We start from the raw sequence: 13,290 nt of genomic DNA, 5'->3' as shown, positions 1-13,290 counted from the left end.
GCCGGCCGGAGAACGGAGAACACCCGACATGAACACCCGATCCCTTCTGATCCGCGGAGCCGCTGGACTGGCCGGAGGCGTCCTCCTGCTCGGAGTCGCCGGAACGGCGTTCGCCGCCGAGGTCAACTACGGCAACGATGACGTCGACATCAACGTCGAGATCGCCGACCTCCCCGGTAACGGTGCCCTCTCGATGACCGTCGCCGCGGACTCGACGACGCTGACCGAGACCGGCTCGGACAACGTCCGCCGCCAGTTCACCGGCACCCTGCCCACCGTCACGGTCACCGACACCCGTGACGCCGCGGACGTCTCCCCCGACTCCGCGTGGTACGTCATCGGCACGGCGAGCGACTTCACGTCGGCCGACGGATCGACCATCGGCGCCGAGAACCTCGGCTGGACCCCGGACCTGGTCGACGGTGGAGACCTCGGCGAGGTCGCCGCGGGCGATGAGGTCGGCACCGCCATCGACGGCGGCGCCAACGGCGTCGGCCTGAAGGGCAAGGAGCTGCTCGCGATCGTCGCCAGCAACTCCCAGCAGGTCAACCCCGAGGGCTCCTGGAGCGCCGACGCCGACCTCTTCCTCCGCACCCCCGTGAACGTGGACGCCGGCGCGTACTCGTCCACCATCACCCTGTCGCTCTTCGAGTGACCCGTCGCGGCCGGGGGACGCACTCCCTCGGCCGCGATCCCACCACGGCCGACGCGGCCGGGCCCGCCCGCCCGGCCGCGTCGTGCTTCCCCCGTGCGACCATGAGGTTCTGATGACTGCTCCGCGCCGCTCCGCCGCTCCCCGCCGCCCGCTCCTCCCCGCGCTGCTCGCGCTGATCGTCGCCCTCCTCGGCGCGGGAGTCGCTCCGGCGGCCGTCGCGGCCGACGGAGCGATCACCTGGGCGGTCAGCCCCTCCACCGACGGCGTCCCCGACAAGCGCGCGTGGGTCGAGCTCGAGCTCGCCCCCGGCGCGAGCGCCTCGGACGAGGCGGTCGTGCGGAACCTCAGCGACCAGCCCGTGACCTTCAGCATCACCAGCGCCGACGGCTACTTCACCGACACCGGCCGCTTCAACATGCTCAACTCGGACCAGGAGTCGGTCGACGCCGGGCTGTGGATCTCCGCCCCCGAGACCGTGACCGTCGATCCGGGCAGCAGCGGCGTGGTGCCGTTCACCGTGACGGTCCCCGACAACGCCACCCCTGGCGACCACGCCGCCGGCATCGCCGCCTCCGTGCTCTCGCAGGGCACCGAGGCGGGAGGCGCGAACGTCGGAGTGGAGAGCCGCATCGGCTTCCGCGTGATGACCCGCGTGACCGGCGAGGTGACCCCCTCCTTCTCCGTCGAGGACCTGGCCAGCGACTACCGCCTCTCCTGGAACCCGTTCCAGCCCGGCTCCCTCTCGCTCGTCGCCGACGTGGTGAACACTGGCAACGTGCGCCTGCTGCTCGACGGCACGGCGAGCGCCCAGGGCGCCACCGCCCCCGTCGTCGCGGCCGACGCGCCCCAGCAGGAGCTGCTGCCCGGCGACCGGCGCAGCGTCTCGGTGCAGCTCGACGGCATCTGGCCCCTCTTCGGGGTCGGCGCCGACCTGACCATCGCACCGACCGTCGCCGCCGCCGATCAGGAGCCGGTCGCCACCGCTCCCGTGACGGAGTCGATCACGGTCGCCGCCGTGCCGGTCCCGCAGCTGCTCGTGATCCTCGGGGTCGCCCTCATCCTCGCGGCGCTGCTCGCCGGGCGCTCGCGCTCGCGCCGCCGCATCGCCGCCCTGGTGCAGCAGGCCAAGGAGGAGGGCCTGCGCGAGGGCGCGCGCGTCTCCTCCTGAGCACCCCCTCCGCACGCTCCCTCCCCCCTCCCTGCCGCCGAGGGGCCCCGGGCCGTCGAGGGGACCCGCTACACCGGGTTCCCCCGACGGTCCAGGGTTCGCTCACCGCGCGGCCATGCGTCAGAGTAAGCGGATGACCACCACCTCCCTGGAGGCGCCGACTAAGCGTCTCGGCCTCATCGCGCTCATCGCGACCCTCGGCGGCCTCCTCTTCGGCTACGACACCGGCGTCATCAACGGCGCCCTGGAGCCAATGTCGACCGAGCTGGGCCTCACCGCGCTGACCGAGGGGGTCGTCACCAGCTCGCTCCTCTTCGCCGCCGCGATCGGCGCGATCTCGGGCGGACGCCTCGCCGACGCCCTCGGGAGGCGGACCACGATCCGCCTGCTCGCCGTGCTCTTCCTCGTCGGCGCCCTGGTCTGCGTGGTGGCGCCGGGCTTCGGCGCGATGGTCCTCGGGCGGGCGGTCCTCGGACTGGCCGTCGGCGGCGCCTCGGTGGTCGTGCCGATCTACCTCTCCGAGATCTCCCCCTCCGAGATCCGCGGCTCGCTCGCCGGCCGCAACGAGCTGATGATCGTGATCGGCCAGCTCGCCGCCTTCGTGGCCAACGCCGTCATCGGCACCGTCTGGGGCGAGCTGCCCGGCGTCTGGCGGATCATGCTCGCCGTCGCCGCGCTCCCCGCCGCCGCGCTCCTGCTCGGCATGACCCGGGTCCCGGAGTCGCCGCGCTGGCTGATCGCGCACGGCCGCCGCGACGAGGCGCTCGACGTGCTCACGACCATCCGGACGCCCGACCGGGCCCATGCGGAGGCGGAGACCATCGCCCGCTCGATCGGCGCGAAGGACGGCCCGAGGATCCCCCTGCTGCAGGCGCTGCGCGAGCGCTGGGCGGTGCGCATCCTGCTGGTCGGCATCGGGATCGGAGTCGCCCAGCAGCTCACCGGCATCAACTCGATCATGTACTACGGCCAGTCGGTGCTGAAGGAGGCGGGCTTCGACCACGACGGCGCGCTCGTCGCCAACATCGCACCCGGGGCGATCGCCGTGATCGGCGGCCTGATCGGGCTGCGGCTCATGCAGACGATGAACCGCCGCACGACCCTCCTGCTCGGCTACTCCCTGACCACCGCGATGCACTTCCTGATCGGCATCGCCTCCGTCGCGCTCCCCGTGGGGAACCCGGCGCGGCCGTACGTGATCCTGGTGCTGGTCGTCGCGTTCGTGGGGAGCATGCAGACGTTCCTCAACATCGTCACCTGGGTGATGCTGTCCGAGATCTTCCCGCTGCGGATCCGCGGCGTCGGCGTCGGCATCGCGATCTTCTGCCACTGGATCACGAACGCGGTGCTCGGCCTGTTCTTCCCCACCCTCGTCTCCGGCGTCGGCATCACCGGAACGTTCTTCCTGTTCGGCGCCGTCGGCCTGCTCGCGCTCGTCTTCATCTGGAAGCGCGTGCCCGAGACCCGCGGCCGCGCCCTCGAGGAGGTCGAGGCGGGCGTCGTCTCCGGCGAGCTCTTGCGCCGCTGACGCCCGCCCTCGGGATCCGCCTACTGGTAGGTGACGAGGTCGGGGAGGGGGCGCACCTCGGCCATGGTCTCGGCGGGGGTGAGCATGGGCGCGTCCTCGTCGTAGAAGTTCTTCCAGCCCCAGCCGATGCCCTCGGGGGCGCCCTCGTGCAGCGCGTCCCAGGTCGCCTGCTTGTCGGGCTGCGAGCCCTGGCCATCGACGTGGATGAGGAACTCCAGCTCGGGCCGGTCGCGGCGGATGCTGTCGCGGTCCTGCAGCATCGACAGCCGGAACTGGTGCAGCACGAACATCTTCGGCGGCAGCCCCTCGCTCTGCACCAGGTCGGCCAGCCACTCCGACACGCTGTCGACCTCGGCGGCCGAGACGCGCCCGATCTGCTGCAGCGGCTTCTGGCCGGGCAGCAGGCGCCACTCCGGGTCGAGCGCGAGGCCGACGTTGGGCAGCGACAGGAGGTCCGCGTACTGCTTCGCCTGGGTGAGGAAGTCGGTCAGCCCCGACTGCAGGTCGAGCACCACGTACATCCCCGCCGCCTGCGCCGCGTCGATGTAGGGGCGGATGTCGGCGGCGTCGAGCTCGTTGGAGTAGTCGCCGTCCTTGCCGGGGTCGCCCGCCGCGACCGTGGTGATGATCTCGAGGCTCGGCACGACCTGCTTGTCGGTGAGCGCCCGGTACGGCTCGGCCACCGCCTCCGCCCGCGCGATCGTGGGCTCGAGGCCCTGCTCCCCCAGCACGCCGAGGACGGGAGCGCCCGGAGTGCCGTAGATCGCGACGAAGAGGTGCCCGCCGAACATCCGCTGGCCGCCGCGCGGCAGCTGCCAGCCGCTCGCGGCTGCGCGCACGGCCCACTCGGGCTCGGGCTGGGCGGCGAGCACGGGGCCGAGCAGCAGCGTGCAGGAGGCGTCGGCCTCGGCGATCGCGGTCACGGCTAGGCCCGAGGCGAGCAGGTCGTCGCCGTCGACCACGGTGACGGGCACGCCGGCCCCGCGGGCGGTCGCCAGTGCGGCGACGTCGGCGTCCTGCGCGCGGGCGAGGGCGTGCAGGCCGGTCAGGGCGTCGGCTCGGGCCGGGAGGGCGCCGAAGGGGGCGTCGGAGGCGGTGGACGGCGCGGCGGCGGCGAGGTCGGCGAGCGCCAGGTCGGTCACGGTCAGGCCGGACGCAGCGCTGAGGGCGGCCGCGTCGGAGGCGGAGGCGACGACGTCGACGCCCTCGGGCGCGGTGACGTCGCCGATCGCGAGCACGCGGGTCACGCCGAGGCGGGCGAACTCGGCGGCGAGGGCGTCGGAGGTCGGAGCGGCGGAGGACGGAGCGGCGGACGGGGTGGCGGATCCGGGCGCGGAGTCGGACGGGCCCCCCGGATCGGACGGCGTCTCGGAAGCCGTGGATCCCGCGGCCGCGGCGTCCGCGGTCGGGGCGGCCGTCGCTCCGGATCCCGCCGAGCCGACCAGCAGCGGCACGCCCCAGGCGATGCTCACCTGGGCGGCGCGCAGGCGGGACTCCGCGACGTCCTCGACCAGGACGACCAGCGGAGCCGCGGCGAACAGGGCCGCACTCGCGGCGAGCGCGTCCGGGGCGAGCGCCACCGGCCCGCTCGGAGCCGCGGTGCGGGTGCGGGGCGCCTCCTGCTGGGCGTCGTCCGGAGCGGAGGAGTCGGGCGTGCAGGCGCTGAGCAGCGGGAGCACCGCGAGACCGCCGATCACGACGCTGCGGCGCGAGAGCCCGGAGCGGGAGGGGACGGAACGGGGTGTCGAGGGCATGGCAGGCCTCTCCTCTCGGAGCCCGATCGGGGCTCTCTGGTGCGTGGCTGGTCCTCTCGACTATCGCAGGCCCGGCGGCGGCGAGCGCCGAGGGAGCCGTCCCGGGCGCGCCTCCGACGCCGTCCGGACATGCAGAAGGGGAGCGGCGCCGCAGCTCCGCTCCCCTCCGAGTGGCTGGATCAGACCGTGCGGGGGGCCTTCGCGAGGTTGGCCTCGAGCTCCTCGCGGTTCTGCCGCACCACGTAGGCGGGGCGGTCGCGCTCGACGCGCCACGACTCGCTCAGCGGCGTGATCGCGACGGTGTCGAAGCCGATCCGGTCGTAGAGGTCGGTCACGAAGTGGATCGCCTCGGGGTAGTCGCTCGACGTCGCGAGGGCACGGCGGTCGGGCGTGCCGACCGGGGTGCCGTCGGTGGTGATGTCGGCGGCCATGATGTGGTTGAACGCCTTGACGACCTTCGACTCCGGGAGGTGCTGCTGGAGCATCTCGCTGGTCGTGGTCTCGCCCTTGTCGAGCGCCTCGATGCGGCCGTCGCGCTCGAAGTAGTAGTTGTTCGTGTCGAGGACGATCTTGCCGGCGAGCGGGGCGACCGGCACCTCCTCGAGGTTCTTCAGCGGCACCGTCACCACGGCGATCTCGGCGGCCTCGGCTGCCTCCTGTGCCGTGGCGGCGCGGGCCTTCGGGCCGAGCTCCGCGATGAGGTCGGCGAGGGTCTCGGGGCCGCGCGAGTTCGCGATGACCACCTCGTCCCCGAGGGCGATGACCGCCCGTGCGACCTGGCTGCCGATGTTGCCTGCTCCGATGATTCCGTACGTCGTCATGCTGAGGAGAACGCGGAGGGTGCCCGGGCATTCCGCTCTGCGGCGTTCTCCCACGCCGCACCCAGGTGGGCCCGTGCCTCCAGTAGCCTCGATCCTCGGGCGCCGCTGCCCGAGAAGGAGTCCGTGATGCCGCAGTACGACCTCCCGCTCGACCTCCTCGAGCAGTACGCCCCCGAGATCGCCGAGCCCGCCGGGTTCGCCGAGTTCTGGCGCGACACGATCGCCGAGGCGAGGGCCGTCGCGACCGAGCCGCGCCTCGAGCGGGTCGACGCCGGCTTCGGACTGCTCGACACCTTCGACGTCACCTACTCCGGCTTCGGCGGCCACCCGATCCGCGCGTGGCTGATCCTCCCCCGCGGCGTCGAGGGCCCCCTCCCCGGGCTCGTGACCTTCATCGGCTACGGAGGCGGCCGCGGGCAGCTCGCGGAGTGGACCGCGATGTCGGCCGCCGGCTACGCGCACCTGGTCATGGACACCCGCGGCCAGGGGTCCGGGCACCGCTCCGGAGCGACGCCCGACCCGGTGGGCAGCGGGCCGCACGTCTCCGGCTTCATGACGCAGGGCATCGAGTCGCCCGCGGAGCACTTCTACCGCCGCGTCTTCACCGACGCCGTCCGCGCGCTCGACGTGCTGCGCGCGCACCCCGCGGTCGACGCCTCCCGCGTGGCCGTCTCGGGCGGCAGCCAGGGAGGCGGGATCGCTCTCGCCGTCACCGGGATCCTGGGCCTGCTCGGCGAGTCGGAGTCGGCGCGCGCCGCGATCGTCGACGTGCCGTTCCTCTCCCACATCCCGCACGCCGTGCGGCTGGTCGACACGATGCCGTACGGCGAGATCGTGCAGTACCTGCACACCCACCGCGGCGCCGAGGCGCGCGTGTTCGACACCCTCTCGTACTTCGACGGCACCTCCTTCGCCCCCTACGCGCAGTCCCCCGCGCTGTTCTCGGTGGCGCTCCGCGACGACATCTGCCCGCCGTCCACCGTCTACGCCTCCTACAACCGCTATGCCGGACCCCGCGAGATCCGCGTCTACCCCTTCAACGGCCACGAGGGCGGCGAGGCGTTCCAGATCGGCGAGCACGTGCGCTTCCTGGGGCGCGAGCTGGCGTAGGAGGAGGAGCCGCCCGGTCGGCGGACGGGGGCGGTGCGCCCCGGCACATCACCCGTTCCGACTCTCGATCATCGCGCTGCCGATGCGGTCCTCGAGGTCGGCCAGCTCGTCGAGGACGTCGCCGACTTCCCAGACCCGCCGGGCACCTCGACGGGCGTCGCATTGTGACGCCGTGCGTCGCGCTCGGTACCCGTTCGCTGCTCTTCTGGGCACTATCGACTCCATGACCCGCCAGATCCGCTTCAACGCCTTCGACATGAACTGCGTCGCCCATCAGTCCTCGGGCATGTGGCGCCACCCCCAGGACCAGTCCTGGCGCTACAAGGACCTCTCGTACTGGACCGACCTGGCGAAGCTGCTCGAGCGCGGCACGTTCGACGGCATCTTCATCGCCGACGTGCTCGGCACCTACGACGTCTACGGCGGCTCGAACGAGGCGGCGATCCGCCACGGCGCGCAGGTCCCCGTCAACGACCCGATCCTCCTCGTCTCGGCGATGGCCGCCGCGACCGAGCACCTCGGCTTCGGCATCACCGCGGGCACCGCCTACGAGCACCCGTACCCGTTCGCGCGGCGCATGTCGACGCTCGACCACCTGACGAAAGGCCGCGTGGGCTGGAACGTCGTCACCGGCTACCTCCCCAGCGCCGCCCGCAACATGGGCCACGAGGACCAGCTCGAGCACGACGACCGCTACGACGTCGCCGACGAGTACCTCGAGGTGCTCTACAAGCTGTGGGAGGGGTCGTGGGAGGACGACGCGGTCGTCCGCGACCGCGAGTCGGGCGTCTTCACCGACCCGGCGAAGGTGCACGAGATCGGGCACCGCGGCAAGAACTTCACCGTCCCCGGCATCCACCTCTCGGAGCCGTCGGTGCAGCGGACCCCCGTCATCTACCAGGCGGGAGCGTCGCCGCGCGGCATCCGCTTCGCGGCGGGCAACGCGGAGGCGATCTTCGTCGCGTCCTCGACGAAGGCCGGCCTGAAGGCGACCGTCTCGCGCATCCGCGACGCCCTCGAGGCGGCCGGCCGCGACCGCTACTCCGCGAAGATCTACACGCTGCTGACGATCATCACCGCCGAGACCAGCGAGGCCGCGCACGAGAAGCACCGCGACTACCTCTCCTACGGGAGCGAGGAGGGGGCGCTGGTCTTCATGTCGGGCTGGATGGGCATCGATCTGTCGCAGTACGACCTCGACGAGCCGATCGGCAACGTGAAGAGCAACGCGATCCAGTCGGCCGTCGCCAACTTCCAGGAGGCGAACGAGGACGGCTCGGAGTGGAAGGTCCGCGACATCGCCAAGCTCAGCGTGATCGGCGGGCTCGGCCCGTTCGTCGTCGGCTCGCCCGCGGAGGTCGCCGACCACCTCCAGGAGTGGGTCGAGGAGACCGACGTGGACGGGTTCAACCTCGCCTACGCGATCACGCCCGGCACCTTCGAGGACGTGGTGGAGTTCATCGTGCCGGAGCTGCGCAGCCGCGGCGCGTACCCGGAGGAGTACGTCGAGGGCAGCCTCCGCCAGAAGCTGCACGGCCGCGGCGACCGGCTGCCGGAGGAGCACCTCGGCGCCGGCTTCCGCTACGCGCCGGCGGCGGTCTGACGACAGGGGGCGCCGGGCGGCCGGTGGGGGCGGGGGTCTCCACAGGCCGGTCCGCGGCCGCGCCGGACGCACGAGCACCCCGCCGCGATGCGCGACGGGGTACTCGGGACGTGCGGAGGGGCTCAGCCCTCGAAGGTGGCGTCGAGCGTGATGTCGACTCCGGTGAGCGCCTTGCTGACGGGGCAGGTCTCCTTGGCCTCGTCGGCGGCCTTGAGGAAGGCGGCCTCATCGATGCCGGAGACCTCGCCGCTCACGATGAGCTTGATGCCGGTGAGCTTGAATCCGCCGGCCGAGTCCGGGCCGAGCGAGACGTCGGCGCGGACGTCGAGCGCCTCGACGGTGCCGCCGGCCTGGCCGAGGACGGCCGAGAACTGCATCGCGTAGCAGGCGGAGTGGGCGGCCGCGAGGAGCTCCTCGGGGCTGGTCGAGCCGTTGGCGTCGTCGGCGGCGCGCTTGGGGAACGAGACGTCGTAGGTGCCGATCTTCGAGCTCGAGAGCTCGACCTGGCCCTCGCCGGTCTCGAGCGAGCCGTTCCAGGCGGTGCGTGCGGTACGAGTGGGCATGAGTCCTCCTTGGGGGGCGGGGAGAACCGAAGAACGATCGTTCTCCCCTGATGTGCCGAGCCTAGGTGGAACGCGCGGCGTCCTGCAACCACCGGCCTCGGACCCTCGGCGAGATGCCAGTCCGGTGCGCCTCCGTCGGCGTGTCGCGCACGGGAGCGGCCTCGCGGAGGAGAGGACGGGGCCTCGGTTCAGTGCACGAGCTTCAGGCCGACGACGCAGCCGACGATCCCGAGGACCAGCAGCGTGCGCACGAGCGAGAAGCCCTCGCCGCCGAAGAACATGCCGTAGAGCACGGTCAGCGAAGCGCCGATCCCGACCCAGACCGCGTACGCGGTGCCGGTGGGCAGCTCGCGCATCGCGTAGGCGAGGCCGGCCATGCTCGCGACGACGCCGACGCCGAAGACGACCGACGGGCCGAGCCGGGTGAACCCCTCCGACTTGCCGAGGGCGGTGGCCCACACGGCCTCGAGGACACCGGAGAGGATGAGGACGATCCAGGACATGACAGCTCCTACGAGTCAGTCTTGTCGCGTTCCGGGTACTGCTCCCTCGTCCGGTCGCCGTCATCGGCTCCGGACAGTCTGCCCGTGCGCGCTGGGCAGGCCCTGGGCAGCACGCGACGGGGGCGGAGCCGCCGCGACCGCGACTCCGCCCGCCGCCGTCAGCGCGGCTGAGCCGGGTTCGTCGGCACTCCGCGCGAGGGCGGGTTGACCGGCGGACCGGACGTCGCCGGTGAGACCGGCGATCCGGACGACGAGCGGGACACCTCGGGCAGCGACTCCGGCACGCTGCCTGCCGGCTCCGCTCCCCCGCGCAGCTGCTCGAGGCGCGAGTGCAGGATCGTCGTCACCGGCAGGCGGTGCCCGTGCGCCTCCTCGTAGGCGAGCAGCACGACGAGGCCGGCCTCGTCGAGCGGGCGGATGCGCTCCGCGAGCGTGCCGAGCGGGATGTCGTTCCAGTCGGGGAGCGGCAGCTCCTCGCGGGAGGGTGTGTCGGTCATTCGTGCTCCTTCCGTTCCCCCCATCCCACGCCCCGGACGGCCGTCCGCCCAGGGGCTTGACCGGTCGCGGGGCGAGCGCGGCGGTCGGGAGGGACGGTCCGGCGGAGCGGCGGCCCCGCCGGGACCGTCAGCGGATCAGGCGGTGCGGCGGGAGGAGCGGCGGGTCGCCAGGTGCACGAGGACTCCGACCACGAGGAGGATCCCCGCGTAGAGCCAGACGATCGGGTCCTGCTGGCTGAGGAGCAGCACGCACGAGGCGACGCCGAGCACGGGGATCGCCGTCCACACGCGGAAGTGGTCGTGCTCGACCTTGTCGCGCCGCAGCACGAGCACCGAGACGTTCGTGCTGATGAACACCAGCAGGAGGAGCAGCACCACGGTCTCGGCGAGGGTCGCCAGATCGCCGACCAGAGTCAGGAGGCACGCCGCCAGCGTGGTCACCGCGATGGCCACCCACGGCGTCCGGCGCTTCGGCAGCACGCGGCCGAGCACGTCCGGGAGGAGGCCGTCCTTCGCCATGCCGTAGGTGACGCGGCTCGCCATGATCATGGTCAGCAGCGCTCCGTTGGCGACCGCGACGAGCGCGATCAGGCTGAACAGCCATGCCGGCACCCCGGCTCCGCTCGCCGTCACGACGTCGAGCAGCGGGGCGGAGGATCCGGACAGCTCGTCGGCGGGCAGCGCGATCGAGCTCGCGAGGCCGACCAGGACGTACACCGCGCCGGCCGTCAGCAGCGAGCCGAACAGCGCGCGCGGGTAGACGCGGCTGGGGTCGCGGATCTCCTCGGCGATGTTGGCCGAGGTCTCGAAGCCGACGAAGGAGTAGTACGCGATGATCGCCGCGCCGAGCACCGCCAGCGCCGGCGCCTGCTCGGAGCTGAGCTCGACCGTGCGGGAGAGGTCGCCGCCTCCGCCCGCCACCAGCAGCGCGACGCATCCGATCACGATCAGCAGGCCGCCGACCTCGATCACGGTCATCACCGTGTTGCTGAGCAGCGACTCCGCGACGCCCCGCGCGTTGAGGCACGCGACGAGGATCAGGAAGACGATGGCCGTCGGCACGGTCGGCACGTCGAGGAAGGTGCCGAGGTAGTCGCCGGCGAACGCGAGCGACAGACCGGCCGCGCTGGTCACACCGGCCGCGAGCATGGCGAAGCCGACCAGGAACGAGACGATCGGGCGCTTGAAGGCCCGCTGCGCGAACACCGCCGCGCCTCCCGCCTTCGGGTACTTGGTCACCAGCTCGGCATAGGAGCCGGCGGTCAGCAGCGCGAGGCCGAGCGCGAGCAGGAGGGGCATCCAGACGGCGCCGCCGACCTCCGCCGAGAGCGTACCCATGAGGGCGTAGATGCCCGCGCCGAGGACGTCGCCGAGGATGAAGAAGTAGAGCAGCGGGCCGGTGATGCGGCGGCGCAGGGAGGTGCCGCCGGCCTCTCCGGTCGCGGGGGCGTCGCTCGTGGTGGCCATGTCGTCCTCTCGTCGCGCGCTCGGGAGCGAGCACGACGGGCCACGCTAGGGAGGAGGGGGCCGGGCGCGTTCCGCGGGCCGGCGGCGTTCCGCGATCGGGCACCGCATGCCGCGCCCCGCGCCGGCCGCTAGCCGAGGACGACGTGCTCCCCGCCGCGCTGCTCGGCGATCTCCTCGCCGACCTCCTCCGCCTCCTGGCGCGACTCGTGGTGGCTCAGCGGGACCCGGGCGTGGGCGATGCGGTTGTGCCAGCCCTGCTCGTCGGAGTAGGTCTCGATGGGGAGGACGGTCGTGGTGCTCATGGTGCTCCTTCGTGGTGGTCCCTCCATGGCACCTCGCGCCCCCCGCCGCTCGGGAGAGGGTTGACGCGAGCCCGTGTCTCGAGCAGGACCAAGGCGTCTCGGCGGTCCAGCAGCGAGCGACGGCGCCGCGGCGGGTCAGGGCGAGACCATGCCGCCGTTCACGTTGAGGGTCTCGCCGGCGACGAAGCTCGACTCGGCGGACGCGAGGAACACGTAGGCCGGGGCCTGCTCGGCGGGCTGCGCGGCACGGCCCATCGGCGATTCGCTGGAGCCGAAGTCGGGCAGGCTCTCGGGGTCGACGCCGCCGCTGACCTGCAGGGCGGTCCACGTCGGGCCGGGCGCCACGACGTTCACGCGGATGCCCTTCGCGGCGAGCTGCTGCGCCAGGCCCTTCGAGAGGTTGTTGATCGCGCCCTTCGTCATCGCGTAGTCGAGGCGGTCGGGGGCGGGCTTGTGCGCCTCCGCCGACGCCGTGTTGATGATGGTGGCGCCCGCGGGCAGGTGCGGGAGGGCCGCGCGGATGATCCGGGACGGAGCGAAGACGTTGACCGCGAAGGTCGCCTCGAACTGCTCGTCGGTGATGTCGAGCAGATCTTCCTTCCATATCTGCTTCCCGGCTACGTTGACCACCGCGTCGAGCCCGCCGAGGCCCTCGACCGCCTCCGCCACGAGCCGCGTGCAGTACTCGGCACTCGTGAGATCGCCGGGGATCGGCACGGCGGTGCGTCCCTCCGCACGGATCAGCCCGATCACGTGCTGCGCGTCCTCCTCCTCGCTCGGGAGGTAGGCGAGGGCGACGTCGGCCCCCTCGCGGGCGAAGGCGATGGCCACGGCGGCGCCGATCCCGGAGTCGGCTCCCGTGATGAGCGTGCGGCGGCCCGCGAGCCGGCCGGTGCCGCGGTAGCTCTCCTCGCCGAGGTCCGGCACCGGGGTCATCCGCGACTGCAGCCCGGGCTCGGGCTGCTGCTGGACCGGCGGAGTCACATCCGGGTACCGGGTGGCGGGGTTCGTGAACGTGTACTGGTCGGGCATGGCTCCTCCGTCCGCGGCACCCGGATCGGGCCGCTCCCCTCCATCCCAGGCGAGCCGCGCCTCCGGGGCCACCCCGTGCACGGGCGGGCGGCGCTGTGGTAGCCGGCGCCGCGCCTGCTCGGAGGACCGGCACGGCGACCCGGACGTGCCGGTGCTCCACTCCGCGGATGAACACCGGACGACAGTGGGCTCCCCCGCGCGCCGACGCCGCGCGGGCGTGCGAGGCTTGATGGTCGTCCCCCTCCCGCCCGCGCGGCGTCGGCGCGCGGGGGAGCCCACTGTCGTCC

The 13,290-nt window shown here is 72.8% G+C and carries 13 protein-coding genes and 1 riboswitch; of the genes, 5 read left to right on the top strand and 8 right to left on the bottom strand.

Going from position 1 to position 13,290, the window contains the following annotated elements; translation table 11 throughout:
• Positions 1 to 28: 28 nt before the first annotated feature.
• From C5C29_RS03690 to C5C29_RS03680, 3 genes are all read left to right on the top strand, one after another.
• Positions 29 to 655: a hypothetical protein gene (locus C5C29_RS03690; RefSeq protein ID WP_104222385.1), complete on the top strand. Its 627-nt coding sequence runs from the start codon at positions 29 to 31 to the stop codon at positions 653 to 655.
• Between the two features lie 112 nt (positions 656 to 767).
• On the top strand, positions 768 to 1,823 hold the full coding sequence (locus C5C29_RS03685) for a WxL protein peptidoglycan domain-containing protein (protein ID WP_104222384.1): 1,056 nt from the start codon (positions 768 to 770) through the stop codon (positions 1,821 to 1,823).
• A gap of 133 nt (positions 1,824 to 1,956) precedes the next feature.
• Positions 1,957 to 3,351: a sugar porter family MFS transporter gene (locus C5C29_RS03680; protein WP_258062148.1), complete on the top strand. Its 1,395-nt coding sequence runs from the start codon at positions 1,957 to 1,959 to the stop codon at positions 3,349 to 3,351.
• A 20-nt stretch (positions 3,352 to 3,371) separates the two neighbouring features.
• Here the strand turns inward: C5C29_RS03680 and C5C29_RS03675 are convergent, their stop codons facing one another.
• Positions 3,372 to 5,105 carry a hypothetical protein gene (locus tag C5C29_RS03675; protein ID WP_104222382.1) on the bottom strand — a complete coding sequence of 578 codons (1,734 nt, stop codon included), beginning with the start codon at positions 5,103 to 5,105 and terminating at the stop codon, positions 3,372 to 3,374.
• 179 nt (positions 5,106 to 5,284) lie between these two features.
• Entirely contained in the window at positions 5,285 to 5,926 is a 642-nt protein-coding gene (locus C5C29_RS03670; protein ID WP_104222381.1) for an NADPH-dependent F420 reductase, read from the bottom strand.
• Positions 5,927 to 6,052: 126 nt separating this feature from the next.
• Between C5C29_RS03670 and C5C29_RS03665 the strand changes: the two genes are divergently transcribed.
• A complete protein-coding gene (locus tag C5C29_RS03665; RefSeq protein WP_104222380.1) occupies positions 6,053 to 7,036 on the top strand; it encodes an acetylxylan esterase in 984 nt (327 codons plus the stop codon).
• Between the two features lie 223 nt (positions 7,037 to 7,259).
• Positions 7,260 to 8,639: an LLM class flavin-dependent oxidoreductase gene (locus tag C5C29_RS03660; protein ID WP_104222379.1), complete on the top strand. Its 1,380-nt coding sequence runs from the start codon at positions 7,260 to 7,262 to the stop codon at positions 8,637 to 8,639.
• 122 nt (positions 8,640 to 8,761) lie between these two features.
• Here the strand turns inward: C5C29_RS03660 and C5C29_RS03655 are convergent, their stop codons facing one another.
• The 6 genes from C5C29_RS03655 to C5C29_RS03630 form a co-directional block, all read right to left on the bottom strand.
• The gene (locus C5C29_RS03655) at positions 8,762 to 9,202 is read right to left on the bottom strand and encodes an OsmC family peroxiredoxin (RefSeq protein ID WP_104222378.1); all 441 of its coding nucleotides are present in this window, start codon (positions 9,200 to 9,202) and stop codon (positions 8,762 to 8,764) included.
• 188 nt (positions 9,203 to 9,390) lie between these two features.
• Positions 9,391 to 9,705, bottom strand: a complete 315-nt coding sequence (locus C5C29_RS03650) for a multidrug efflux SMR transporter (RefSeq protein ID WP_104222377.1) — start codon at positions 9,703 to 9,705, stop codon at positions 9,391 to 9,393.
• A 9-nt stretch (positions 9,706 to 9,714) separates the two neighbouring features.
• A riboswitch (guanidine-III (ykkC-III) riboswitch) is annotated at positions 9,715 to 9,778 on the bottom strand.
• Between the two features lie 85 nt (positions 9,779 to 9,863).
• Positions 9,864 to 10,202: a hypothetical protein gene (locus C5C29_RS03645; protein ID WP_104222376.1), complete on the bottom strand. Its 339-nt coding sequence runs from the start codon at positions 10,200 to 10,202 to the stop codon at positions 9,864 to 9,866.
• Between the two features lie 135 nt (positions 10,203 to 10,337).
• Positions 10,338 to 11,669, bottom strand: coding sequence for an APC family permease (locus tag C5C29_RS03640; protein WP_104222375.1), 1,332 nt, complete (start codon positions 11,667 to 11,669; stop codon positions 10,338 to 10,340).
• 128 nt (positions 11,670 to 11,797) lie between these two features.
• Positions 11,798 to 11,971: a DUF2188 domain-containing protein gene (locus C5C29_RS03635; RefSeq protein WP_159940661.1), complete on the bottom strand. Its 174-nt coding sequence runs from the start codon at positions 11,969 to 11,971 to the stop codon at positions 11,798 to 11,800.
• A gap of 135 nt (positions 11,972 to 12,106) precedes the next feature.
• The gene (locus C5C29_RS03630; protein ID WP_104307959.1) at positions 12,107 to 13,003 is read right to left on the bottom strand and encodes an SDR family oxidoreductase; all 897 of its coding nucleotides are present in this window, start codon (positions 13,001 to 13,003) and stop codon (positions 12,107 to 12,109) included.
• Between the last annotated feature and the right edge of the window lie 287 nt (positions 13,004 to 13,290).

The sequence above is a fragment of the Rathayibacter sp. AY1H2 genome, from assembly GCF_002931985.1.
GTDB lineage: Bacteria > Actinomycetota > Actinomycetes > Actinomycetales > Microbacteriaceae > Rathayibacter.
This window is presented reverse-complemented; position numbering and strand designations above follow the sequence as displayed.

Excerpts from the sequence above, each read along its gene's own strand:
- C5C29_RS03690 (WP_104222385.1), top strand. The coding sequence starts at position 29 with ATGAACACCCGATCCCTTCTGATCCGCGGAGCCGCTGGACTGGCCGGA.
- C5C29_RS03685 (WP_104222384.1), top strand. The coding sequence starts at position 768 with ATGACTGCTCCGCGCCGCTCCGCCGCTCCCCGCCGCCCGCTCCTCCCC.
- C5C29_RS03680 (WP_258062148.1), top strand. The coding sequence starts at position 1,957 with ATGACCACCACCTCCCTGGAGGCGCCGACTAAGCGTCTCGGCCTCATC.
- C5C29_RS03675 (WP_104222382.1), bottom strand. The coding sequence starts at position 5,105 with ATGCCCTCGACACCCCGTTCCGTCCCCTCCCGCTCCGGGCTCTCGCGC.
- C5C29_RS03670 (WP_104222381.1), bottom strand. The coding sequence starts at position 5,926 with ATGACGACGTACGGAATCATCGGAGCAGGCAACATCGGCAGCCAGGTC.
- C5C29_RS03665 (WP_104222380.1), top strand. The coding sequence starts at position 6,053 with ATGCCGCAGTACGACCTCCCGCTCGACCTCCTCGAGCAGTACGCCCCC.
- C5C29_RS03660 (WP_104222379.1), top strand. The coding sequence starts at position 7,260 with ATGACCCGCCAGATCCGCTTCAACGCCTTCGACATGAACTGCGTCGCC.
- C5C29_RS03655 (WP_104222378.1), bottom strand. The coding sequence starts at position 9,202 with ATGCCCACTCGTACCGCACGCACCGCCTGGAACGGCTCGCTCGAGACC.
- C5C29_RS03650 (WP_104222377.1), bottom strand. The coding sequence starts at position 9,705 with ATGTCCTGGATCGTCCTCATCCTCTCCGGTGTCCTCGAGGCCGTGTGG.
- C5C29_RS03645 (WP_104222376.1), bottom strand. The coding sequence starts at position 10,202 with ATGACCGACACACCCTCCCGCGAGGAGCTGCCGCTCCCCGACTGGAAC.
- C5C29_RS03640 (WP_104222375.1), bottom strand. The coding sequence starts at position 11,669 with ATGGCCACCACGAGCGACGCCCCCGCGACCGGAGAGGCCGGCGGCACC.
- C5C29_RS03635 (WP_159940661.1), bottom strand. The coding sequence starts at position 11,971 with ATGAGCACCACGACCGTCCTCCCCATCGAGACCTACTCCGACGAGCAG.
- C5C29_RS03630 (WP_104307959.1), bottom strand. The coding sequence starts at position 13,003 with ATGCCCGACCAGTACACGTTCACGAACCCCGCCACCCGGTACCCGGAT.